General features: G+C 45.3%; 21 protein-coding genes and 1 pseudogene. 5 read left to right on the top strand and 17 right to left on the bottom strand.

From position 1 onward, the window contains the following. Window positions 1-123 precede the first annotated feature (123 nt). The 7 genes from IEY34_RS37015 to IEY34_RS27720 form a co-directional block, all read right to left on the bottom strand. Window positions 124-396: a reverse transcriptase domain-containing protein gene (locus IEY34_RS37015; RefSeq protein ID WP_229757882.1), complete on the bottom strand. Its 273-nt coding sequence runs from the start codon at window positions 394-396 to the stop codon at window positions 124-126. Window positions 397-582: 186 nt separating this feature from the next. Further along, window positions 583-708 (bottom strand): hypothetical protein, encoded by a 126-nt coding sequence (locus tag IEY34_RS37390; protein WP_268240189.1) that lies wholly within the window; start codon window positions 706-708, stop codon window positions 583-585. Window positions 709-1,308: 600 nt separating this feature from the next. Then, entirely contained in the window at window positions 1,309-7,710 is a 6,402-nt protein-coding gene (locus tag IEY34_RS37595; RefSeq protein ID WP_308423056.1) for a rhamnogalacturonan lyase family protein, read from the bottom strand. 471 nt (window positions 7,711-8,181) lie between these two features. After that, window positions 8,182-8,574, bottom strand: coding sequence for a helix-turn-helix transcriptional regulator (locus tag IEY34_RS27735; RefSeq protein ID WP_189018152.1), 393 nt, complete (start codon window positions 8,572-8,574; stop codon window positions 8,182-8,184). A 354-nt stretch (window positions 8,575-8,928) separates the two neighbouring features. Beyond that, window positions 8,929-9,102 carry a hypothetical protein gene (locus IEY34_RS27730; protein WP_189018149.1) on the bottom strand — a complete coding sequence of 58 codons (174 nt, stop codon included), beginning with the start codon at window positions 9,100-9,102 and terminating at the stop codon, window positions 8,929-8,931. Between the two features lie 133 nt (window positions 9,103-9,235). Then, on the bottom strand, window positions 9,236-10,141 hold the full coding sequence (locus IEY34_RS27725) for an S-layer homology domain-containing protein (RefSeq protein ID WP_189018146.1): 906 nt from the start codon (window positions 10,139-10,141) through the stop codon (window positions 9,236-9,238). A 94-nt stretch (window positions 10,142-10,235) separates the two neighbouring features. Continuing rightward, window positions 10,236-10,766 carry a hypothetical protein gene (locus IEY34_RS27720; RefSeq protein WP_189018144.1) on the bottom strand — a complete coding sequence of 177 codons (531 nt, stop codon included), beginning with the start codon at window positions 10,764-10,766 and terminating at the stop codon, window positions 10,236-10,238. A gap of 260 nt (window positions 10,767-11,026) precedes the next feature. On the opposite strand from IEY34_RS27720, the gene IEY34_RS27715 reads away from it, so the two are divergent. Together IEY34_RS27715 and IEY34_RS27710 are read left to right on the top strand one after the other, a co-directional pair. Further along, window positions 11,027-11,725: a C40 family peptidase gene (locus IEY34_RS27715; RefSeq protein ID WP_189018141.1), complete on the top strand. Its 699-nt coding sequence runs from the start codon at window positions 11,027-11,029 to the stop codon at window positions 11,723-11,725. Between the two features lie 92 nt (window positions 11,726-11,817). Beyond that, window positions 11,818-11,985 (top strand): annotated as a pseudogene (locus tag IEY34_RS27710) (transposase zinc-binding domain-containing protein); the annotation flags it as partial. Between the two features lie 612 nt (window positions 11,986-12,597). Here IEY34_RS27710 and IEY34_RS27705 read toward each other — a convergent pair. The 3 genes from IEY34_RS27705 to IEY34_RS27695 all read right to left on the bottom strand — a co-directional run bounded on the left by IEY34_RS27705 (window position 12,598) and on the right by IEY34_RS27695 (window position 14,956). Further along, window positions 12,598-13,128 carry a metallophosphoesterase family protein gene (locus IEY34_RS27705; protein ID WP_189018138.1) on the bottom strand — a complete coding sequence of 177 codons (531 nt, stop codon included), beginning with the start codon at window positions 13,126-13,128 and terminating at the stop codon, window positions 12,598-12,600. Between the two features lie 62 nt (window positions 13,129-13,190). Continuing rightward, on the bottom strand, window positions 13,191-13,349 hold the full coding sequence (locus IEY34_RS27700) for a hypothetical protein (protein ID WP_189018136.1): 159 nt from the start codon (window positions 13,347-13,349) through the stop codon (window positions 13,191-13,193). Window positions 13,350-13,417: 68 nt separating this feature from the next. Beyond that, window positions 13,418-14,956, bottom strand: a complete 1,539-nt coding sequence (locus IEY34_RS27695; RefSeq protein ID WP_189018133.1) for an SAM-dependent methyltransferase — start codon at window positions 14,954-14,956, stop codon at window positions 13,418-13,420. 135 nt (window positions 14,957-15,091) lie between these two features. Between IEY34_RS27695 and IEY34_RS27690 the strand changes: the two genes are divergently transcribed. Then, on the top strand, window positions 15,092-15,976 hold the full coding sequence (locus IEY34_RS27690) for an alpha/beta fold hydrolase (RefSeq protein ID WP_229757879.1): 885 nt from the start codon (window positions 15,092-15,094) through the stop codon (window positions 15,974-15,976). Here IEY34_RS27690 and IEY34_RS27685 read toward each other — a convergent pair. From IEY34_RS27685 to IEY34_RS27670, 4 genes are all read right to left on the bottom strand, one after another. Next, window positions 15,973-17,343 (bottom strand): PDZ domain-containing protein, encoded by a 1,371-nt coding sequence (locus IEY34_RS27685; protein WP_189018130.1) that lies wholly within the window; start codon window positions 17,341-17,343, stop codon window positions 15,973-15,975. The two genes, IEY34_RS27690 and IEY34_RS27685, sit on opposite strands and share 4 nt — an antisense overlap. A gap of 80 nt (window positions 17,344-17,423) precedes the next feature. Beyond that, window positions 17,424-18,191 (bottom strand): phosphoribosylformimino-5-aminoimidazole carboxamide ribotide isomerase, encoded by a 768-nt coding sequence (gene hisA, locus IEY34_RS27680; RefSeq protein ID WP_189018128.1) that lies wholly within the window; start codon window positions 18,189-18,191, stop codon window positions 17,424-17,426. 184 nt (window positions 18,192-18,375) lie between these two features. Then, on the bottom strand, window positions 18,376-18,855 hold the full coding sequence (locus tag IEY34_RS27675; RefSeq protein ID WP_189018125.1) for a hypothetical protein: 480 nt from the start codon (window positions 18,853-18,855) through the stop codon (window positions 18,376-18,378). A 15-nt stretch (window positions 18,856-18,870) separates the two neighbouring features. Continuing rightward, window positions 18,871-19,179, bottom strand: a complete 309-nt coding sequence (locus tag IEY34_RS27670) for a hypothetical protein (protein WP_079412910.1) — start codon at window positions 19,177-19,179, stop codon at window positions 18,871-18,873. 308 nt (window positions 19,180-19,487) lie between these two features. On the opposite strand from IEY34_RS27670, the gene IEY34_RS27665 reads away from it, so the two are divergent. After that, window positions 19,488-19,787 carry a hypothetical protein gene (locus IEY34_RS27665; RefSeq protein ID WP_189018122.1) on the top strand — a complete coding sequence of 100 codons (300 nt, stop codon included), beginning with the start codon at window positions 19,488-19,490 and terminating at the stop codon, window positions 19,785-19,787. A gap of 105 nt (window positions 19,788-19,892) precedes the next feature. Further along, window positions 19,893-20,546, top strand: a complete 654-nt coding sequence (locus IEY34_RS27660) for a phosphatase PAP2 family protein (protein ID WP_189018119.1) — start codon at window positions 19,893-19,895, stop codon at window positions 20,544-20,546. 84 nt (window positions 20,547-20,630) lie between these two features. Here IEY34_RS27660 and IEY34_RS27655 read toward each other — a convergent pair whose 3' ends face one another. The 3 genes from IEY34_RS27655 to IEY34_RS36990 all read right to left on the bottom strand — a co-directional run bounded on the left by IEY34_RS27655 (window position 20,631) and on the right by IEY34_RS36990 (window position 23,458). After that, window positions 20,631-20,825 (bottom strand): hypothetical protein, encoded by a 195-nt coding sequence (locus tag IEY34_RS27655; RefSeq protein WP_189018116.1) that lies wholly within the window; start codon window positions 20,823-20,825, stop codon window positions 20,631-20,633. A 154-nt stretch (window positions 20,826-20,979) separates the two neighbouring features. Then, entirely contained in the window at window positions 20,980-22,029 is a 1,050-nt protein-coding gene (locus tag IEY34_RS27650; protein WP_189018113.1) for a YheC/YheD family endospore coat-associated protein, read from the bottom strand. Window positions 22,030-23,212: 1,183 nt separating this feature from the next. Next, window positions 23,213-23,458 (bottom strand): group II intron maturase-specific domain-containing protein, encoded by a 246-nt coding sequence (locus tag IEY34_RS36990; protein ID WP_229757878.1) that lies wholly within the window; start codon window positions 23,456-23,458, stop codon window positions 23,213-23,215. Between the last annotated feature and the right edge of the window lie 1,045 nt (window positions 23,459-24,503).

Here is a 24,503-nt window from a genome sequence, read left to right as displayed (position 1 = left end):
TCCGCTTTACGGTACTTTCCTATCCAACGAGTTTCTTTAATCCAGAGTGCTCAGCAATAATACCCGTTAATCTGGAATTACTGTGCTTCATACGACGATTGCATTTCTTGTTCCAAAACAGCATCAGTCTCTTTCGAATGTACCAGTCCCTGTTTTGTCGCCCCATAGGTTGACGAGCTTTGATTTGGATGTGTTTATCTCTATTTCAAGTTTATTGAATACTGCTTTTAACACATCGATTGCCTTCATAGCCTGCTCTTTGATTTTGCAGAGAATGACGAGATCATCAGCAAATCTGACGAGGACGCCGAGTTCGGTTTCATAAAACTGATCATCTTTTACGAATCCTGCCTTTAGCCATTTCCAGATGAGTTTGAGTACTCTTCTGTCACTCATTCTTTGCTCCACAAGCTTCATCAGTTTCTCATGCCCAATGTTGTCAAAGTAGCCTTTTTGTCAATGTCTACTACCCAATATACGCCTTTCTTAACCTCTCGTCTGATGTGACGAATGGCACCGTGTTGGCTTCGCTTCGGCCGGAATCCATAGGAGCAATCCTTGAAGTCCGTTTCAAAGATGGGCTCAATCACCATTTTTGTTGCCATTTGCACGACCCGATCGATAATGGACGGGATTCCTAAGGGTCGAAGCTTCTTGAAGTTCTTGAGCTTTTACTTTGGTGTCGTTAGCAGGTTTAACCGCATTCACTCACTCGTACCTCCTTAACTTGCTTGAACAAAGCAGGTATTGCCTTTCGGCCCCCTTCCCTCCAAGAGGTTTTGTTGTCCTCAGTTCATCGGTACTATGGCCCCCTCCGACTTCCTTCCCGCAGCTTGCCACTTCACCTTTCGGGCTTATAGGTTTGCTCCTTACGAAAAAAAAACTCGTGCGAGAGAGGATATCCCTAGTTCCAGACACAATTTTCCCAACATGCCGATCCCCATACGCCGGAGAGTTCTTCTGCGCTGCACTTCCAAGTGCTTCACGCATTCCATGGTCTTCGCCCAAAAACACGAGGCTCGACACTCTCTTGTCCTTTTCAGGTCTTTTTTTGACGACGCGGCAGGATTCACTTCATGTTACGGCCTGCTGTTTTGCTCGCTCCCCTTGCAGGGATACTTTGTCACAGGGCTTCAGCCTTAGGATCTCTCCACCAGTTGCCTGTCAGCTACGAGGCGACTTGGCTCTTACCTCGATTGAACTTTCATCAGTTAGTTGCGCCTAGCTTGGCTAGGCGCGCTATATAGAAAAAGACCCAGCCTGCGGCTGAGTCTTTCTCTCATTCTGTATGGCTTGTGCTCCTTAACGTTATTTCGTCACCTTAACCGTCATCGTCTCACTGGAAGTAGCCCCTGCTGCATTCACTAGCTCTGCCCGGTATTCATAGCTGCCTTTTGCCTTATTAGCCATGTTTGTTGCAGCAGACTGCGCGGAAGGCGTAGCATTTCGCAAGGCTTGCGTATCAATGAGCACACCGTTTTCGTACAGATTATATGTGCTTCCATTCGTTCCCCACCACATATTCATACTCACCTTGAAGTTCCCGTCACCATCCCAATTATCGTTGGAAAGGACTGCTTTCTCCGGGTTTGCCTTCGTCACCGTGACGCTATGTGTGCTGCTCTTGGTCGTCCCATAAGCATTCGTAAGCTCTACATAGTAACGATACGTTCCATTCTTCTTGCCACTGATTGTAGTTACCGCTGTTTGCGCGCTTGGCGAATTATCGATGAGAATTTGGCTGTCAATTAAGACATCGTTCTCATAAAGTTTATATACTTTGCCATTGTCGCCATACCACATGTTCATCGTGATCTTGTAATCACCATCCTGAAGCCCGGTGTCATTCCCATTGTTATCTGAGATAACAGGCGCCCCCGGCTTATTCTTGCTCTTGGATGTAATATGGGTCACAACTGCTGTCGCTGTCCCTCTATTGCCTGCAGCATCGACAAATTCAAAAACAAAACTGCCATTAAAAGCAAAACTATAACTAGCTGATCCCCCGTTGTTCGTAATCGTAACCGGTTCACTCGCTGTCATCGTTGCCACAACAGTTTCAGTCGTAGGTACACTCACACTATAGGCTACTGACGCTGTAGGAATTACTTTATCAATATTGTTTACCCTATAAGTAGTGACATTAGAAGTATGTCCTGCAGAATCAGTACTTCTCGCATACACTGTCGTATTCGCAGTAACTAAAACTGGACCCGTATAAGCCGCCCATGCGCCGTCTTCCCCAATCTTGAATTCCTTCACTGCAGCAGGTAATGGATAGCGGATTGAAACAGCAACATCTGAGTTTGTAGGTGTTATACGATCAGCCGTAAAGACAGCATCCGCTAACGGAGCACCCACAGCTACGATGCTGGGAGCCTGTGGCATTGTCATGCCATCACCCAGATAAAAGCTAGGATGCGGCGGCTGATTATAAGATATATTTTGCCAAGCTACACTTAAACGGTATTCGGGATCGTGCATCAATGTATAGATGCGATAATCCGTCAGATCTGTGGTCGTGTAAATGCGCAATGCGCTGCTGTCTTCCGTCCTCCACATCGCTTCCTCTCTCCAATCACCGAATAAATCGGCTTGAAGATTAGGGGTGCCCTTCGTTGTATTGTTTGAATAGGTCCCTTGCGCTTTCAATAAATTGACCGGTTTATTATTCAGATAATCCCATTTATCAATTTTACCGACACCTGCGGCGACAGATTCCTTATAATCATGATCGAGCACTTCCCGCAGCAAATCCCCGTCCCACCAAATACCAAAATTAGCGCCTGGAATGGTATCTGATATTTTCACACCTTTGGCTGTATAAATACCACCGGTTGTTGTATTCCACTCAGGCGCGCCAACGGCCCAAGTCTCTTCCCCTTTGTAACGGGGATCAATATCTCCGGACATGCCGCGACCTACATCATAATTCGTCGGGACCCCCCATATTAATGCGCCTGTCTCCGCATCGCGGAATTCAAATCCAGCTGGACTCGGATAATGTTCATGGACAGCCCATATCTCAAGTCCTGGGCGATCCGGGTCCAAATCCCCAAGGTGCATGGCATCGCCATGGCCGAGTCCTGTGGTATAAAGGCCTGTTCCATCGTCATCAAGCGCCATGGCGCCATAGACAATCTCATCTTTCCCGTCATGATCAACATCCGCGACACTAATCCCATGATTGCCTTGACCTGCGTAGCCCGAAAGATTTGGTTCCGCCGAATCAAACGTCCACAGCTTGGAAAGCTCACCATCTCGATAATTGTAAGCAGTCAATACCGTCCTCGTATAATAGCCTCGCGCCATAACAAGACTAGGTCTTTCACCGTCCAAATAGGCGATTGCGGCATTGAAACGGTCTACTCGGTTCCCATAACTGTCACCCCAATCCGCAACATTGCCTCTTGGCGGATCATAGCTTGTTGTCACCATTGCTTTGCCTGTGAGTCCATTAAAGATCGTCAGGAATTCAGGACCACTAAGAATGTAGCCCGTAGCATTGCGATAATCGGCATTCGCATCGCCAATCACCTTCCCTGTGCCATCCACAGTACCATCAGCGGTTTTGAAAGCCACCTCGGCTTTACCATCGCCATCCAAATCATAGACCATGAACTGCGTATAATGGGCGCCTGCGCGAATATTTTTGCCCAGGTCGATACGCCATAAGCGTGTGCCGTCCATTTTATAAGCATCCATATAAACGTTCCCTGTGTAGCCAGCTTGAGAATTATCATGAGCATTCGATGGCGCCCATTTCAAAATGATTTCGTATTGGCCGTCCCCATCAAGGTCCCCGACACTGGCATCATTCGCACTGTACGTATACGCTTCACCTGCTGGTGTCACGCCGTCAGCGGGTTTTTGAATTGGAATATCAAAATAAGGCTGGTTCCATGGCTGAGTTGCCGCTTGCGGTGCTTCTTCCACGCCATCAATTACGGCGCGAACATCATATTTCGAAGTCAAAGTCCCTTCGGCATCTTGATAATTCGTACTGGTCGTCATTGGCTGAGCATTCAACTTTTGACCATCCCGATAGAGATTGAAAGCAATGCCTGCTGGATCGGTACCCAGCAATCGCCAGCCTACATAAATGCCGGAATCGGTCTTAATCGCTACTAGAGATCGGTCGATATATTCCATTTGTCTGACTAATTTGGTCGTCCCAGGTGTTTCTAGGACTTGGGACATGTTCGAAATGCCACCCGCACTTGCCGCTGCGACACGGTAGTAATAGGGAACTGTCGTTAACACGGTTGTGTCCGTGTAAGCTGCCTGTTTGGAAGAGCCGATCAGAGCGAAATTGCCATCCGCTTTTTTAGCACGATAGACGTTGTAAGACTTCGCATCGGCAACCGTTTGCCAAGACAAGCTAATTTCATTTTTAGTCACAGAAGTATAGGTGAGTCCAGTCGGTGCTGCCGGTTTCGGCTTGCTTGGATCAATCGTGGAAACCGCAAGCGGTAGGGAAGTAACCGATTCATTACCTGTATGATCTACTGTCGTAACGGTGAACGTATAAGGAATACCGACTTCAATCGTGTTGTCTGTAAAGCTGGTTTGACTTATTTCACCGAGCTTAACAGCATTGGCTGCCCCTTCCGCTTGGCGATAAAGTCGATAACTTACGGCATCAGGAGATAGGTCCCATGCAAGGCTAAGTTGTGGTTGTTGTGACTCCAAATCCAGAGTAATCAACTTTAAACCTGTTGGCGCTTGCAAGACAGGGGTAATTTCCAAGCCGTTCACAATCGCCGTGCTGCTGCCAAAGACGAAATTCATTTGACCATCTTTGACTTGAACTTGGTTGAATACAGTCTCTGAGATGGAATTCTTCGATGCGGATACCGTTCCGTAGTCTTTGCCATCAATCACAAACGACGTTTTGGCTGAGCCTGACAAATCGCCCACATAAGCTTTGACTGAGTAGGTGCCGTTCGGCAAATCGACCATGAACTCCCAGCCGACATTGAAATATCCAAGCCAATCACGAACGAGATCATTGCCCCCAGCTCCTCGGTCTCGCGAAATCATGCCCGTATTGGACTTAATTCCATAGCCCAGTTGTGGCGTATACAGCGTATTCAAGGTAACACCTGTATAACCTTCAGCAACAGGACTTCCAACTGGACCAAAATCATATTTGTATACAGCAGATTTGGTTGTGACAGTGATAACGTCCGATGGTGCGGATTCACCGCGTCCATTGACAGCAGTCACTTGCAGATTGTAGGTGAAACCTTCCTTCATGCCACCCAAACTTGTCGTAGGCACGGTCGCTGTGCCCACCAAAGCATAGGCTGAATCTGTCGCTAATTTGCGGTAAATTTTATAAATTTCCGCCGTTTCAACCGCATTCCATTTCAGCACAGCCCCGGCATTACTTATGCTGCCTACGGATAACCCTATCGGTTGTGTCGGAATAGCCGCAGGCAAACTCGCATCTTTGACGAAAGCGGAAATGGGTAAATGAAGCTCCTTGATGCCTCCAGAAAGCAAGCGCGCGATTTGAATTGCGCCATATTCCTGGAAATGCGTGTTATCCGCTGAACCGCTAGGAAAAGCTTGATAAATACCTGGTTCAAGATGCAAGAATACGGAAAGTGTTGCCGCTGCACCAATTGAATCATAGTAAGCAACGCTTAATGTGCTTAAATCAACGATCTTCACATCCAGCTCCTGCGCTACTTCTTTCATACCGGCTACATATTCCGGGAAGCTCACGTTAAATTTGCCAGTAGCCACATTGAAATCGCGCCGACCCATCGGTGTAACAAGAATCGGAATCGCTCCCCGTTGACGAGCTCCGTTGACATAGGTTTTCAAAAAGTTTTTGTAATCCGGTACAGAAGCATAGCGCTCTGGCACACTGATTGTCGCATCGTTATGACCGAATTGAACGAAGAAATAGTCATTAGGCTTGATTGTTCGCAGAATTTCATCCAACCGACCTTCCACGATGAACGATTTGGAACTTCGTCCACCGATCGCCCGGTTCGAGAAAATGACGTTATCTGTGAAATAACGCGGAATCATTTGTCCCCAGCCCGCTTGCGGCTTCCAATACTCTTCATACGTTTGCACGGTTGAATCGCCCGCTAAATAAATGGTTGGGATTTCTCCCGCTTGGCGTGCATCTAACTTTGAAATCACTAAGGCATTGATTTTTGCTGCATTCCCTGAAAACTCCAGATTGAGTTGGCCATCGACCAGTGCGATATCAAAGGAAGTTTCGAGATACTGACCAGCTTCCTTCGTGGTTTGCACCACTTTCTGAATCGTCTCCGCTTTCAGGGCAATATCGGTGGCTTCGGCACTGTCACCTGCCACGAGGGACACCGTGTAATCCCCATTTGGCAAATCAAGATTAAAAGAAGTGCCTGCTGGCGAAACAAAATCCGATTTAATTGGATCGGCTGTTCCACGATCGCTTTGGCTAACCAAAGCCGTATTCGCAAACCCGTACTTCAAAGCTGCCGAGTAAGCAGTAGCTGAGGTCACACGAATAAAACCATCTGCTAAGGCTCCTGGGCCGAAATCGAACTTGAACGTCGAGCCTTCCGGCAGTGGTTGAGCCGGTACATAAATCATGCTAACTGCTGTGTTCGATGCGCCTGACGTACCCGCACTATTCGTTGCTTTCACTTGGTAGTAGTGTGCCGAAGTCATAATTGCCGAAGAGTCTGTGAAGCTCGTCGAGCTCGTTTGCCCAACACTTATAAACTCGCCCATGGGTGAATCCGCACGATATACGGTATACCCTGTTGCCCCTGTTGACCCCGTCCATTGCAAGCTGACACTTTGGGCTTCTACTTTGCTTACAGTTACATTGGCCGGAGCTGCCGGTACTTGCACCGCCGCCGGAACAACCGCTGCAATCACTGCTGTGCTAAGCGCCGAAGCTGTACCTGCGGCATTGACAGCCGCTACTTGGTAGGAGTAACTAAGACCCACGGCAACGTTCGTATCTACGTAATCTGTTAGACTAAGTCTTGTCAGTTGCGTGTTTACAGAATTACCAATTGCTGACCGATAGAGATCATAATACACGGCATCCGTCACACTGTTCCAATGCAAACCAACAGACGGTTTGCTCCCGGTTGACGTAATCGTGGTTACAGCAAGTCCATCTGGGACAGCCGGAGGCACATTGCCAATCGGCGCAATGACAACACCGTTGACATATCCATTATTGCCGAAATCTAACGTCATTTGACCGTCGCTAACCGTAACCCGATATGTCGCTGAGTTGACTGCTTGACGAGATTGAATCGTACCCATCAATTGTCCTTCAATGGTGACAGTAGTCTTCGTCGTAGAGGTGCCCGCCAATAGGTCACCGGAATATACGGTTACGTCATAGCTGCCATTCGTCACATCCGCTTTAAACGTATACGGATTCGAAGCACCTGGGATGAAGAAATCGGCCGTTAGATTATCCCCGGTTCCTGAACGGTAACGGGAATTCACAGTAGCGGTTAAACCGTAACCAAGCTCCGGTGTGTACAGCAACTTATCATGTACTTGTGTAAACCCATCCATAGTCGGACTTGTCGACGTGCCAAAGTCAAATTTCAAAACTGCTTGTATACCTGCCGCGAGAGCTTGATTCCTTTGAAATGGAATGCCCGCAGCAAGGTTATACACGATCATGATGAAACTTAGGACAACCAAAGTTGTTCGCTTGAGATTTATGTTCACTAATTGTCATGCCTCCTCTAGCAATTTGTATGCGTTTACAATTCGTGTGTCTTGCAATTCGAAGATTTCCTTCCCCTATTGCCACCTCCTAACTTGGAATACAGTTCTGATATTAGCCCCATTTGGTGATTATTCCCATCTAATAAACCGTTTTCTTTGTTTAAATAACAGAGGCCAACCTCTCACAGGCACACCAAAAAGCGCAGTACCTTCTACTCGGCAGGCCTATTAAGGCTGCACTTCAACAACATGTTGAAAGTGTAGAAAGTCATGCGCATAGCTTTATTTAGCCTAACGAACTCAGTACCCTTTATTCGATCAAAATCGCTCATTCTGAAAATCTAATGAATCCCAGAAGCTCTATTACAACCAAATGATCACCTTTTCCCCAATAAAGTGCGGTTAGCGCTAACTCCGTTCATTAAATCTCCAAAGCAGCCATTTTTCGGTCTATAAGCATCCTATAGTTCATTAGATGCCCTTGGGAACCGAAGACCCCCACAGCAAAGAAGTCTGCGGCGGACACCAATAAATAAGAGGTACTATTAAGCTTATAGGCGATGTCAGGATCAGACGAATATTCGTGAAGCCTGTTGCATCGGATATGACCTGAATCTTTTCTTCCGAGTACAGCAGCATCGCCTGCGCTTTTTCGATTCTCTTCTCTTTCAGAAAATCAATAATCGCGATACAGACCCTTGAATCTCCCAGGAGCTGCTGACAGCGATCAATTAGTTCTTTGCTAGATGAATAGGAATAAATATCCATGAGGACATGCTTCGTTTCTTGTTCATCCCTCGCCCTAGTTTCAACCACACCCTTACTATAAGTTGTATGCGAAAGCGTTACCACGACGATATTCATGGTTTCATGGACATATTTTCAGGACATAGCATGAGAAAAACCGGCTTTGCCCCCTGAATGATGAGCCTCTTACAAGCGACAAATCCTATTTAGTGAACTGTGGTACGCTATTTGGGCAAATATTGGGGATGCTAAGATTTTGGCGGAACTACAGTACCTTATTTCCACCAAAAGCGCTGAATCTCCCCTCGAACAGCAAAATAACGCACTATAGTTCCCTCACCCTGGTGATAATGCCACTTTTTGCTGGAATAGCGGACTGCAGTTCCCTTTCAGCAATCCCCCCTGCTTTAGTCATTTGCTGCAACAAAAAAAGACCCGAATTTACACTCAGGCCACCTCTTGTCACTATTATTATTCTGATTTCTGATGGTTTGCATAAACGCCAATAATGGAAATCACCGCTGCCACACCGTTAGCAATCGCGTTCATATCCTCGTCATGGATAAGTTCAAGACCAAAAGCATTCAAAATCAACTTCGCGGCGCCCAACAACCCTAGACTTAATGTGTAATAATTTACTTTCATCTCTCTCACCTCCTATGCGAATAGGATGCTATATCATATGGGAGAGAGTAGTCATTGGACAGGACCAATAGCAGGGGATCATCATACAAAAAAAAGTGCTGCACCTTGTATGCAAGTTACAGCACTTTTCTTATTATTTAACAGCCGCTGGTTCAGCAGTCGCTTTATATTTGGAAGAAACATAGGTTTCTGCTTTTGCTTCCGTGATAACAGCTGGATACATCATATCTGGCTTGGGATCGTGCAAGGTATACGTAACTACCGCTTTGCCATCCGCATTGAATTGAATGCTGTTGATTTCAATGCTGTAGCCTGGGTTCGGTTTATCACCACGGGATAGCGTAATTTTATTGACATCATCGTTCACTTTATCAACTTTAACCGTAACATCTTCTACTGGCGCAGGTGCTTGCGCGTGCGCGTCTTTGAATTTAATCGCTTGGTAGATCCAACTCGCTGCTTCTCCGCGTGTTAATTCAGCTTTTGGGCTGAACTTGCCATCTTGATCCAGTTTAGTGATTTTGTACAGCAGCAATCTTTGCAATGTACCTTGATAATCGATGTTAATTTGATCCGCATCCTGAATGTTGATAAACATTTTGACCAATGGGTAATTGCCTTTTTTCTCAAGTGCACGCACTAGCAAATCACCGAATTGCTCACGAGTAATCGTTGCATTCGGATTTACATCCTTAGGAATCTCGAGGCCATTATAATGAGCTATGATGAAAGCCTCTGCAAACCAAGCATCATTAGGAATGTTCGTATAAGTGTCAGAAGCAACAGGCTGCTTAATGAAACGAAGCGTATCCATGTTCAAATCCAAGCCTTTTACAATCATTTGCACAGTTTGAGCATAGCTGATTTTACCTTTTGGTACGAAATGATTCTGATCAATCCCGCTCACAACACCTCGGTCCTGCAAACCTTTAACAGCCTCTGCTTGTCCTTCTTCCACATCTGAAAAGGCAAATGCTGTACTAAACGTTAAACTGCTCACCAACAGGGTTGTTAAAGTTAAAGTTGCTATCTTTTTCATTCGTAATCTCTCCTTTGATTTATGTAAATTTACTTCCTCGCTTCCGAGTTAACTTCTAAACGTGACCTGTACAAAGAATGTTGCACAACCACTTTTATTTTTTTCCATGAGCATTCATAAGTTGAAATAAAACAGATTTAATCGAATCATCAATCGGTTCTTCTTCTATAAATCTCTTGACTGCGGACTCGTTTATCTCGTTACGCAAGAGGTAGTTGAATAATAACTCCGCTTTCGCATCCCTGCCCATCAACTTATAAGCCACAAACCAAATTTCAGGAGCGCCTACGTGAATGCCATGCCAGGTTGAACTAGCCGTTAGCGGAAAAGTCACGGTGCCTGAGCTGCTATGAAGAGCAAAATTGCCTATGATATCTATGTTCTGCTCGATGAGTTGCAGGCGAAATTGACTGGCGAATGGATAATCCCCACTCTTTTGCTCGGAGTACGGATAAGGTTCTAGAACAGCTTTTAATTTCTCTAGGGAACAATCCACTAATAAATCCCAATCATTTACTTGTTCGATGAGTCCCAGACTAGCCAAGAGTCCACTGCCTCCTAGTGTATAGGCTATTTGATTCTGTACAAGCAAACTTGCGACACCTTGCAGTTCCTTGATGTTCATCCCTTATCCCCTTTCTTCCCTTATTGTTCCAAACCCTGAATTTCACACGAAAATGCTTACAATGTTAATAAACGTTAGATTTACCTGTCAAGGAAGAAATACTCATCAACTTCTAATGGAATTTTAATAATGGCTAAAAATACTAGTGCTGTTAAGACTTTCAGACTTCCGAGGTAAATTTTAGGGACTTCGAAGTGTGATACAGTGAGTTTAGATGAAGCAATCATCTTATCATTGATTCCACAAGGAGGAAGTCTTTCATGCCAAAAAGGAAACACTACTTTGGGAAAAAAACAATGCTGTCCTTAGGTCTAGCGATTTCAATGTTGGGTGGCTTTTCAGCGACAGCACTTGCTGCTCCTGTTGCAACTGCAACCGTTGATAAAGGTGTAAATTTCCGTGCTGATCAGAATGTAAATGCTCCCGTCTGGGGCTTTATTAATGCAGGTACAACACTTTCCGTTGAAGCGGCGAACGACTACTGGGTTTTAGTTAATTATAATGGCAAAAAAGGCTATGTTTCACGTTCTTATGTAACCGTACACGAGAAAGGAACAACACCTACAAAACCATCGACTGGTTCCAGCTTTGCCAGCAGAATCCTCAATACAGCTTCTTCGTTCAAAGGCAGAGTGACTTATGTATTTGGTTCCGAAGACATTCAGCGATTACGTCTGGACTGCTCCTCTTTCACTCAACATGTCTTTCAATTACAAGGAAAAACGATTCCTCGTTCTTCTAAAGCCCAATCTCAAGCTGGCTCCTTTGTTCCTAAGAGTCAACTTCAACCTGGTGATCTCGTTTTCTTCAGTGTTGGCACGCCTGGCGTTGTAAACCACGTAGGTATCTATATGGGGAACGGTCAGTTCATTAATAATTTGCCTAATGAAGGTGTTATCGTTTCCGACTTTACGAACGCATATTGGACAAGCCATTATATTGCCGGCCGCAGGATGTAGTCGATTTACATAAGGCCTCCTTCACTCTGAAGGAGGTTTTTTCATGAATAATACACGCCAGAAAGTATTGGGTGGATTTAAGGGGTTCTCCCTGCCACGATCTTAAGGTGGTGCCCTATCGGTGCAAGGGACATTTCTGCACGACGTATTCATGCGCAGAAACGGAAGAGTGGAGCCCGGTCTTGTCTGAGGACGTATGTCAAGTCAACCATCGACATGTTATCTTGACCATCGACGAAAGTCTAAGAGAGATGTCTTTGGATTGGGGTGTTGGGGTGAGTGAAGTTTGTCCATAATTTAAATGTTGGAGATTGACTCCAGTCTCCAGGCTCCAGGCTTGGGGTGTAGGCCACCCCATCCCGATGGAGTGGTTCGATAAGGTGCGATGCGATGCGATGGGATGCGATGGGAACACAAGAGCTGTAATGAGATGCGATGAGAGCAAGGTAGCTGTGAAACATGCGGGAGAATGAGATCCTCTAGCTTTGCTATCGCGCGGAGATAAGGGAACGTCAAGCCGCGATACTAGCAAAATGTGTCACGATTTCGAATTTGAGGGAACTACAGTACGCTATAGTTCTGAAAACCGCCATATTCCACGCGAGAGGGAACTACGATCCGCTATGTCACCATTTCCCAGTAGGAATCAGCAGTTTCCGCTTAAATAGCGGATCTCAGTTCCCTTTCAGGCTACTTTTATCCCCATTCCCGCCATTTAGCGGATCATAGTTCCTTTCCACACGACGCTCTCTGTCATTGCAAAGCCCAAAGGGAACTAGAATCCGCTAGATCGCTTAAAACTGTTATGAAGACGCTCATCTCTTAGGACGAGCATTATTTCCTGTGCATCATATGCTCTGTGGCTTGGTACCCTAAAATCGCAGCAGCATAATCTCATCTATCGATTTTTGAGCACGGAGGTTTAATGACTTCTTATCTTTTAAATGATAGTGATGTAAGTCATGCCCAGGGTCGATGACGAGCGGTTTGGCAAGGATATCTTCCAGAATTCTTAACGCTTGCTGATAAGCTGAATATCGATTCTCTTGGGTGATGACAGGACCCAGTGAGACGATTAACGAGATTAGCCGCTCTGCATACATAAGCTTCACAATGCTGTCAGCCCCCATGATTTGGCGAGTTATGAAGTTCATCACACTTTCCAGCATGCGCGCATCTTGATAATATTTGGAAAGTGCTTCCAAACTACTAACAGCATCCCAATCGCGAATGGATAAATCAAGCGATAACTTCTCAGTCAGCTCTTGATACCACTCGATCTCCGTTTGGCGCTCGATTCCACAATCTTTATAGTCTTTGAGTACACCATCCCGATGCATCTGAATGAAGTGCCCTCGATATAATGTAAACAACCCTTTTGCGACAACGATCCGGTCTTCCATACAATCACCACTCTTTGCATACTCATCTAATTATCTTATCATATGCCTTCAATTGAGAAAACTCATATAATTTTGAAAACGGCAGCTGCATCGTGCACGTTAATCGAGTTGTGAATCGTGCTGCTGCCTCTTTTGGCGATGAGCACCGTGTATCGCTCAACAAAATTTGCTAAGTTTGTGAAAAGTATCAGCATAATATGCATTTTATTAACAAACTTCATCTCTATGTCTCTTTCCTGCGGCGCAAAAAAGAGCTTCGCGGAAGTCCGCAAAGCTCTGCCTATTACTCCTATTCCAGCAATCCCAGAAGCGATAATGCTTCCTCATGATGAGGATGTAACGCCAAGGTTTGTTGTGTATACGCCTTGGTCCCCGCCATATCTCCGATCTCATAGCAGCAAATCGCCATCTCATATACAATAGCTGCATCTTGCATATCTTGCGCCGCTAGATAGAAAGGCAAAGCCTCGCTAAACATTTCCATCCGGTAGTAAAGTGATGCACAAGCAAGCGCGACTTTGTTAGAAATCTCCATGGCGTAATACCCGCTCCACATCGCAGCAATCCCTTGTGAGATCCCTGCACAATCTGCCTCCTCCGAGGTCACAATAAGATCCGCTAGACGACTTGCATTTTGCAAGAAAAATTGTGAGTCATAGCCGCTCAAGCGCCAGTAAGCTAAGATTTGTGGAATGTCCAAGTGATCCAGATGGTCATCCAGCCATTCCTTGATCGTTATAAAATCGTCCGGTCCAAAACGCTCAATGTAGCGACGATAAGCCAAACGCGTAAGACCGTATGACGGCAGATCAGCAAGATGGAGCACGCAGCCAACATTCAAATGATGATAAGGATGAGCCGTGAATAAGCTCTCAGCTCCCTTTTGCTCATAATAGGCAGTAATAGCATGATAATTCGCAGTCAACGAAAAACTACCGTGATGAATCAGTTCTGGAGGCTCATTATACGCCCAACTTGCTAGCTGATGTTCCCCCTTGTCTGCCGTCAGCAATAGAAATCCTTCGGTCGAGAGCTGACTTAACCGTTCCAGACAATTTAACCCCACTATCGGAAATAGCACATGCGAATCTTCTAACTCTCGCGCATAAAGCTCAATTAATGACTGATACGCATAAGACCCCGCCTCGAACTCGGCTGACTTCCGATACTCATATTCAGCTACCAAATTCTTCAGCTGCTCCGAAGCATTCCAATCCTTGTCTAGCTTTGGAATATAACAGTTAATCCAGCACTCGTAGACCTGATTATTCTCAATATAGATTAATTCCTGCGGAATACTGTCAAACAAGTAATTTGCAATAATCAGCAGCGGCTGCCGCAAGCTTCCCCGTGCCACACATTCTCCTGATACTAGCAGATGAAGTTCAGTATCCACGGCCGCATCAAACTTAGCGAAGTCGAGATTGCCTTGCTCCACATAAGACATCAAGCTGGGATGCTGCTGCCAGTAGGCAATATTGCCCTCCGCCAAATCACTCATCACATATCGGTATGGAGGAAGCTGGAAGCCTGCAAGTCCTGATAGATGGCTCAGCTCCTTCAGGACATGAAAGGCAAGACGCCCCGAACCTGCACCAAGTTCTACGATTGTCACGGGTTCCGATGTCGCAGCCAAGCGCGCACGATCTTGCAGGAATCCAAAAATAACCTCGGCGTAAGAAGCAGCCAGCATTGGATTACTTGTAATATAAGACGGCACCTCATCGCGCTGCCAAGCCGTTATACCTTGCTCTTCATAATAGGCGCGCTGCAGATCCCAGATGGGAGCCTCACTGAAACGATAGCTTTGGGGTTCACTTAATGACATTCTATAATCCTACTTTTCTTTTATTTTCCAAACTTTTACATAACAATCCGCTAGAGGGACGTCTTTCGCATTTCCAATGGCAAATGCCTTATCTGGGCATATAGTGTTACATCTAAATCCGAAAGGGAGTTTCCCATGATTTACAATTATGATTATGTGCCCCAGCCTCCTCAGGCTTGGCCTTTTCCACATCCCGTTCAGCCCAATTTCCCAACAGCTAGTTGGCCTTTTGCATCCGCTCCTTGGGCGTCTGAGCAAGAATATGACATGCGTGAACGCGAGCAGCCTTTGACCTTTGTACTCATCCATGGCGCCTGGGCAGATGCCAGCTTCTGGGCAGGTGTCGCGGCGGAGCTGCGCAAGAAGGGTCATACCGTCTATGTACCCGAATATCCGGGACATGGGGCTGACCCCAATAAAAAAGTCACGCATGCGATGCTGTCCAAATCGATTGCGGATTACATCATCTCGCACAATTTGCACAACATCATTCTCGTTGGACATAGCTTCGGGGGATCCCTGGTTCAGAAAGTAGCTGAGCTCGTACCTGATCGTTTACGACGTCTCGTCTTTCTTAATGCCTTCGTTCTCAAAGACGGTGAAAGGGTAGCGGATGAGTTCCCGCCTCCGGTGATCGCCGTGTTTGAGCAGCTCCGCAAAAGCACGAAGGATGACACCATCATGCTGCCATTTCCTTTGTACCGGGAAACCTTCGCTAATCTTGGGAGCATGGAGCAAGTTCGAATGATGTACAAGAAAGTTTCCCCGGAGCCCGCCGCGCCTTCCTTTGAGAAGCTTGATCTGAAAAAGTTTTACAGTTTGACGGTACCTAAAAGTTATCTCCACTTGACGGATGATACCGCTCTGCCTCTAGGCAATCCGGATTATGGCTGGCATCCGCATATGTCGAGCCGTTTGGGCTTATATCGGCTAATTCAGACGAGTGGCGATCATATGACGACGATCCAGTTCGAGCCACAACGCATAGCTAGAAAACTCTACGAAGCTGCGAGAGATTAAGAACAAGCTGTACGGTGGGGTTGCGCAGGATGATTTTTAAGCCAGTTCACAATATCATCGAGGGTTTTAACAGGCACGATAAGTAAGCTCGGCGCTCCTTTTCTTGCCTCCTCCTCATTCGATGCCGGAACAAAGAAAACATCGGCATCCGTGCGGCTGATCGTGTATGCCTTCTGCTCCAAGCCGCCAACTGCGCCTACAGAACCATCAGGCTCAATCGTTCCAGTACCCGCCACATGATGCCCGTACGTGACCCCACAAGGGGTCAATTGGTCGATGAGCGTCAAGGCCAGCATCGCGCCGTGGGACGGTCCCCCCTCATGCAATAAGTAATTGTGATAAGTCACAATTTCAGGGATGTCATACTGGATTTCATTCGCCACTTGAATCCCAAAAGCAGCGCGGCTTGAATCATCCGGATTGGCTCGAGTCTCAAGTGAAAGCTGCGTCTTTTGACCGTTTCGTAGAACTTGAACGGAGGCTTGGTCGCCAGGTTTGGTCTGTTTCATCACATCGGTCAATTCTGAGATCATCGCAACCGCATGGCCGTTTACTTGCACGATCACATCACCAAGCAGCAAAATACCAGTTACAGGGCTATCTTTCACAATCGCGGTAACACGTACACCATGGGACGTAATCCCTTGACCTTTCCCTACCTTCTGATAGGCAATGGCGCTTCCCGCTGCATTCGCATCAGCTTTCATGGTACGAACTTCTAAATTGTATTCGCCAAGCGACATACCCAGATCCTCAACTTCAAAGGAATACTTAGGAAAAATCTTCGCATACAGCCAATCGATAGGAAAAGCAGGCCGTTCGAACACCAGAACACCCGTGATATCCCCATGCGATTGCCCACTCTCCGCTTGTGCGTAGCGATTCATATTCAATGTTAAACCTGGATAAGTGACCAAATATTTCGTCGGAAAGAACAGCACGAAAAGTAGACATAGTGAAACTCCGCCGACAAGTAAATTTCGAATTGGCAGCCTTCTACGCATGCGCTCATGGCAGACGAGATCCACAAACACCAGCACCAAGGTAATAACGAAAATAGTCGCCGAGTATTCGATTTTCTTAGGAATCGTTATCAGGGTAACGACACTGACCAAGCTGGTTAAGCCAATAGCGAGACATCTAACCGGGCTCCATCTCCCTTCAACGGCTGTAAGATGAAGGAGCGCTCCGATCAGCCAAAGACAAGGAACCAACGCCAGCACATAAATCAAGCCATCGATGAGGTCAATCCAATAGAGGCCAGTTCCAATCCGCAGCGGATCCGGCAGCCAGATGAGCTCACCCAGGATTGCTAACAGCAGGGTCAATACCATGCCGCCGTAATAAAGTCTTTGCCATAAGCGCATGTAGTCCTTACATCCCCTCGTGACGAAAAAGTAGCCGACACTCTTATCCTTCGAGTATCCGCTACTTTTCCGTTTTAATCTTACGTGTTTGACAAGTTTTCCATGTACGCGACAACTTCTTGATAAGCGAGCTGTCCGCCAAAAATATCTAGGGCACTCCCTATTGTGATATCCAATTTGCCACCTGACAATTCTTGGAACAACGCAATATCGGCAAATGAGCGGGCTCCACCGGCGTACGTTGTCGGGATGTTAACCCACCCTGCCAACGATTGAACGAGACTTTGCTGAATACCGCTTTGTTTCCCTTCCACATCAACGGCATGAACAAGGAACTCATCGCAGTACTGCTCCAAATAGCGAATAGATTGCTCATTCACTTCAAAATCGCTTAGCTGCTTCCACTGATTAGTAGCTACAAACCATCTGCCCTCTTTCTCTTTGCAGCTTAGATCAATAACTAATTTATCTTTGCCAACTGCAGCCACAATTTTCTCAAGATGCTCAAGATTAAGCTGCCCGTCACGGAAAATATACGAAGTTACGATGACATGTGAAGCGCCGTATGCTAGATACTCGCTAGCGTTCTCTGCATGAATGCCACCGCCGATTTGCAAGCCTCCTGGATACGTTTGCAGCGCAGCTACAGCTTCTTCTTTATTGCCATCCCCTAACATGATGACATGTCCGCCAACTAAGTGATCGCTCTTAAACATGTCGGCATAATACGTGGAATCATAGGTAGAAACGAAATTTTCCACCACTTTTTTCTCTTCTGAACCTAATGTTTCACCAACGATTTGTTTGACTTTACCATTATGAAGATCAATACAAGGCCGAAATTTCATGAAAATCCCCCACTACCTGTGTTTAGTCTTGACTCATTTTCCCAATAATTATAGCACAAACGCTGAATGGAACACTATGCTCCCAGCATCTGCTGGTTAGACAGAAAATAGGGCCTGTCCCCAAGGCCAATTGACCTTGAGGCAAGCCCCTTACGAACCCTATTAATTGAAACAATCTCTTTACCTACAACTTTTTGGCGAAACCTTCTTCGTTCATGTACTCCTCAACCTCTTCATAGGTTTCAAAGGCACAATCAAGATTCTCGCCTGCATAGATGTACCATAAGTCTTCAACGAATGTGACAGTAAGTTGATGACCTTCTTCGTCCGACCACTGCTCTTCCACTTCTTCCGTGGAACGCGGTTCAGCCGCTTTGGGGGATGCTTTCCCTGTTAAAGAAGCAATCGATTTCTCAATTACGGAGCGAAGCTCCTCTGCGCTGAAATCCCGGATATTGACGAGCCCCTTGTTATCCGTCGCATATCCTTTGATAAACTCGGCATACACAAAACCGTTTCCATTCGGATGTAGATGATAAACAACATTCTTCTTATCGTATACACTATCTTCATAATGAAAATTAATCCGGCCCAATGAGACATCCTTGCGCTGCAGCTCGGGGAAGGATGCCACAATGGCTAACTTTTCTTCTAAACTAAGCATACAAGCCTCCGTAACTTACTCTACCACTTGAATTTTAAACACGTTCTCCAGTTTACCGTCTGTCCTTTTCTTCAAAGGCACTTTGATATCTCGGCCGAGTTCTTTGAAAAAAGTTTCAACATCACACTGCACATTGGATAGAACAACTTTAAATGAGCCATCTTCCACAATGTTTTGATTAGCATCTACGGGAACCTTAATATCAACTGCATACTTTTTCGTTAATGTGTTGATATATCGGCTGAAAATTTCAATGAGCTCCTCGTTATTGAAATTTTCAATCACCAATTTACCTTTGTTCGTAAAATTTAAATGAACGTTCACCTTTAAATGCCCCTTTTCCATTAAACCGTTTATTTTCTTGTGGGTATTGAACTTGTTGCTTACAGGCTTCTTTTCGTTGAAAAGGATCCAATCCACTAGTCGGTTAAACATCGTACATAGAAATGCTTCTCTTCTATTTTACTTGTTTTCATACGCATGAAGCAATACAAAAGCGAAATTCATTTTGAAAATAAAAAAAAGCAGGTCATATCCTGCCTAATTCTGTAGCATATTGTATAATTATAACACACTTTTATTAATTCTAAGCTTTTTAGTGGGATAAAATTAAACATAGGATGGAATCACATATGGCCTTTGGCATTAAGCGTGAAGAACTTCAAGCCTGGAAAGCCGCAGTCAGCCGCGGCGAGATTTCTTTTTTGACACATTATTGGCAGGACGCACGTTTCGCTGGCATTCGGACTGTAACCAAAGTTGGCTGTGCGGATCTGCCCAAATTAACTAACTGGTGCCTATCGCAGGGTCTTAACCCGCAGTATATTCACCATAGCCCATCTTATCCACATTATGACTTATTCGGTCCTATCCAGAAGAAAATCCTGACATCCGAACAACAATGGGAGCAAATTGCAAGATTCAAGCTGTAGCACAATAACACCTGACAATCCTCTCGTATAAAACAGGAGAGCTATGCTATACTAGTTAAATATATTTTTTTTGTAAAAGAATCCAAACATACAGGTGACCTAAGCGTGATTCCCAAATTAAAAGTTACATTCGTTTTACTTATCAGTATTTTTGCATTTCTTGTTTTCATTCTGATTGCCTCCATGATCAAGGGGCAATGGATCGCGCAATTCGATCATACTTTGATCTCCTTCATTCAAGGACTAGAATCACCCGGCCTTACGTCAATTATGAAATGCTTCACTTTCATTGGTTCAACCCTGATGGTCGTTATCGTTGCATTTGCCGCTATGCTTTTTCTGTATTTCGTTTTGCATCATCGCTTGGAGCTTATCTTTTTCCTCGTAGTTATGATCGGTACAGCAATAGCCAATACGCTGCTTAAACATTATTTTGTTCGTCAGAGGCCTGATTTACACCGACTCATTGAAGTAACGGGCTACAGTTTTCCAAGCGGCCATTCGATGGCAGCCTTTGCCCTATATGCCTCATTGGCCTTTCTGCTTTGGCGGCATATTTCTACCCGAGTAGGCAGAACAATAGTCATTATGTTATGTATAATCATGATACTAAGTATAGGTACTAGCCGGATTTATCTGGGAGTTCATTATCCCAGTGATATTGTCGGAGGCTACTTCGCTAGCGGCTTCTGTTTCGCATTAGCCGTCTGGCTGTTCCAGTGGTACAAGGAATATCGTGTATATCATAAGCAAAAGTAACTAAATAGAGGCTGCATTAAGGCTACATAGCCTTGATGCAGCCTTTCCCAGTTGTGCAAATAAGAGTCTTTAGCAGCTATTTCCTTATGACTTGTTTCTGCTCGGCTCTCTCAATCTGGTTTCATAGCGACTGATACTAATAATCGTATAATCGCCGAAATCTGCAATCCTTTCCCGGACAGACTCTGGGAAACTCGGATGTTCGGTTTCCAAGTAATCATCCAGTTCATTGTACCAGAGCAATAAATTCGTTTTAATCACCAATACGCGACTTTTCACGTTCGAATACCACCTTTTCAACGCCATATTAAAGTTTATTCACGTTTGACTGCTTGTGTCCTAGTTGAATAAGCCAATTCGGTATAGTGGTTTGCCCTATTTCTTCTATTTGCTATGTAATAGCCCTACTTTTGAGGGCTGAACCTGATAGATGTTAACCTTTTAAAAGAAATTTGGCATATCTCATAGGAGTCTCATAGGTTTGAATAAACGTTTCATTCATTGCCAAATTTTTAAATTCGTACCTTTGATCCCTGCCATTGACTTCAATCAAGCGGATTCGGCCATCCTCATCCACCCCAATATCCAATCCAACATCGGCTAAGCCTGGAAGCCGCTCCGCTAAACTTTCTACAATCAGCAGCGATGCCTCCTCAACCGCTCTCCTCATACGATTTGAATCAAAACCACTGTAGCGGAATAACTCCTCACATCTTTTTGCATCTCCACCCTTGGCTAAATTCGTTACATGGCGTCCTGAAGCCGCCACCTTGCCAGCAATGCCGTTGACCTGCCATTTTCCTTGGTCCCCTCGCTGCACGGATATTCTCAAGTCATACGGTCTCCCCTGATAAGTAGCCAAAGAGATTGCTTGCTGAATCATATAACTTTGGGTGCCCACCTTCTCCTGAATGAGCGTAACGACCTCTTTTTCACTCACGATTTGCGGCTTCTTATTACTCCAGCTAAACTGCCAATCCTTGTCATTCATCAGCGTTAGCTTCATAATCCCCCTACCCACACTGCTATTGGAAGGCTTGATAAAAAGCGATGAGTACCGATTCATGGCTTTCTCTAACCTTTCGGATGAATAGCGATAAGATACAGGCAGGTACTCTGCAACCGACTTATTCGCAAGCAACAAAGAGTGGATAAACAGCTTATCGTAACGATTCTGACGATTAAAGACAATACTGGATTTTGAAAGCATGGATAATCGTTTCTGCAAAGACGCTGTCAACGTCATCGCACGGTTATGAGTAACCTTGGGAATAGGCAATCGAACAAGTCGGTACTTATTATTTTCATAGCATAAACCAAGCACTGACTTCTGGCTTATATGCTGCGGACACATATACAATGGTGTCATTCCCAGTTTCTCTGCTGCTTTATTGTAAAGATCGATCTGCTCATAGCCCGTTTGTTGACTGGAAATCCCTAGGTAATTTTTTCGATCTAATAGTATGCCTACCACATTACGCACGGTTATCACCTTCGCCTATAGGATCATCCTTATCACTGTATGCATCCGTAGTCTCCAAGGTCCAAACCAATGTTGATATACCTAGCCTGCAACTAAGTCACCCAGTCATTGATCCATGAGGAAAACCTAGCCCCCCCCCCCCTAACGAACTCAATACCCTTTATTCGGCCAAAATTGCTCATTCCAAAAATCTAATGAATCCCAGATGCTCTATTTCAAGTAAACGACCATCTTTCTGCCAATAAAGTGATCGATAGCGCCGACTCCGTTCATTAAATCTCCAAAGCAGCCATTTTTTCGTCTATAGGCATCCTACAGTTCATTAGATGCCCTTTGAGACCGAGAACCTCCAAAGCAAAGAAGTCTGTGGTGGAAGCCACTGTGAAAAACATAGCCTGCGGCTAAGTCACCCAGTCAATGATCCTTGAGGAAACCAAGCCCCCCCCTAACGAACTCAATACCCTTTATTCGGCCAAAATTGCTCATTCCAAAAATTTAATGAATCCCAGATGCTCTATTTCAAGTAAACGACCATCTTTCTGCCAATAAAGTGATCGATAGCGCCGACTCCGTTCATTAAATCTCCAAATTAGCCATTTTTTCGTCTATAGGCATCCTACAGTTCATTAGATGCCCTTTGAGACCGAGAACCTCCAAAGCAAAGAAGTCTGTGGTGGAAGCCACTGTGAAAAACATAGCCTGCGGCTAAGTCACCCAGTCAATGATCCTTGAGGAAACCAAGCCCCCCCCCTAACGAACTCAATACCCTTTATTCGGCCAAAATTGCTCATTCCAAAAATTTAATGAATCCCAGATGCTCTATTTCAAGTAAACGACCATCTTTCTGCCAATAAAGTGATCGATAGCGCCGACTCCGTTCATTAAAACTCCAAAGTAGCCATTTTTCCGTCTATAAGCATCATACAGTTCATTAGATGCCCTTTAAAACCGAAAACCTCCAAAGCAAAGAGCCTGTGGTGGAAGCTAAAACATAAGGGGTAAGCTTCGCTCATCCCAAACCCAAAAACATATAAATTCTGGGTAGAGTAGAGAACTGAATTTTCATTGGAGGGCGGAAGCCCTCTTCTTTACTTTTCCAGCTCCCCCTGCATCAAACCGGACGTGAGGTTCTCCCTCATCCGGCTTTCCGATGTTCTTCTTTCTTCCGCGTTACGGTACTTTCCTATCCAACGAGTTTCTTTAATCCAGAGTGCTCAGCAATAATACCCGTTAATCTAGAATTACTGTGCTTCATACGACGATTGCATTTCTTGTTCCAAAACAGCATCAATCTCTTTCGAATGTACCAGTCGATTTTATTCAGAAATAAATCGGCAAAGGCGTCCATCGCGTAGTAGTTTCTCCATCCCTGAATCTTCGGATTGAGTTCCGCAACCATTGCCGAGATCGGTTTCATAAAATTGATCATCTTTTACGAATCCTGCCTTTAGCCATTTCCAGATGAGTTTGAGTACTCTTCTGTCACTCATTCTTTGCTCCGCAAGCTTCATCAGTTTCTCATGCCCAATGTTGTCAAAGTAGCCTTTTTGTCAATGTCTACTACCTAATATACGCCTTTCTTAACCTCTCGTCTGATGTGACGAATGGCACCGTGTTGGCTTCGCTTCGTCCTGAATCCATAGGAGCAATCCTTGAAGTCTGTTTCAAAGATGGGCTCCATTACCATTTTTGTTGCCATTTGCACGACCCGATCAATAATGGTCGGGACGCCTAAACACACGAGGCTCGACACTCTCTTGTCCATTTCAGGTCTTTTTTGACGACGCGGCAGGATTCACTTCATGTTACGGACTGCTGTTTTGCTCGCTCCCCTTGCAGGAATACTTTGTCACAGGGCTTCAGCCTTAGGATCTCTCCACCAGTTGCCTGTCAGCTACGAGGCGACTTGGCTCTTACCTCGATTGAACGCTTCGCCGCCCTGAGAGATCAGCCTCTTAGTAGCGACAAAACCTGTTAAGGGAACTAGAGGACGCTATATAGGCAACTAGCTGGGATGCTAGGGTATTAGCGGAACTACAGGGTCTTATTTCCACGAAAAACGCTGAATTTGCCTTGAAACAGCAAAATAGCGGACTGTAGTTCCCTCACCCCCGCGATATGGATACTTTTGGCTAGAATAGCGGACTGTAGTTCCCTCCCTCTGTTCGCACAAGGCGGCTGAAGTAACTCCGCGCTCACCCCAAAACATATAAATTCTTAGTAGAGTAGAGAACTGAATTTTCATTGGAGGGCGGAAGCCCTCTTTTTTACTTTTCCAGCTCCCCCTGCATCAAACCGGACGTGAGGTTTTCCCTCATCCGGCTTTCCGATGTTCTTCTTTCTTCCGTTTTACGGTACTTTCCTATCCAACGAGTTTCTTTAATCCAGAGTGCTCAGCAATAATACCCGTTAATCTGGAATTACTGTGTTTCATACGACGATTGCATTTCTTGTTCCAAAACAGCATCAATCTC

It is taken from the genome of Paenibacillus marchantiophytorum, from assembly GCF_014640555.1.
Classification (GTDB): domain Bacteria; phylum Bacillota; class Bacilli; order Paenibacillales; family NBRC-103111; genus Paenibacillus_E; species Paenibacillus_E marchantiophytorum.
Note: the sequence above shows the minus strand (reverse complement) of the source record. Positions and strands in the feature narration are given on the sequence as shown.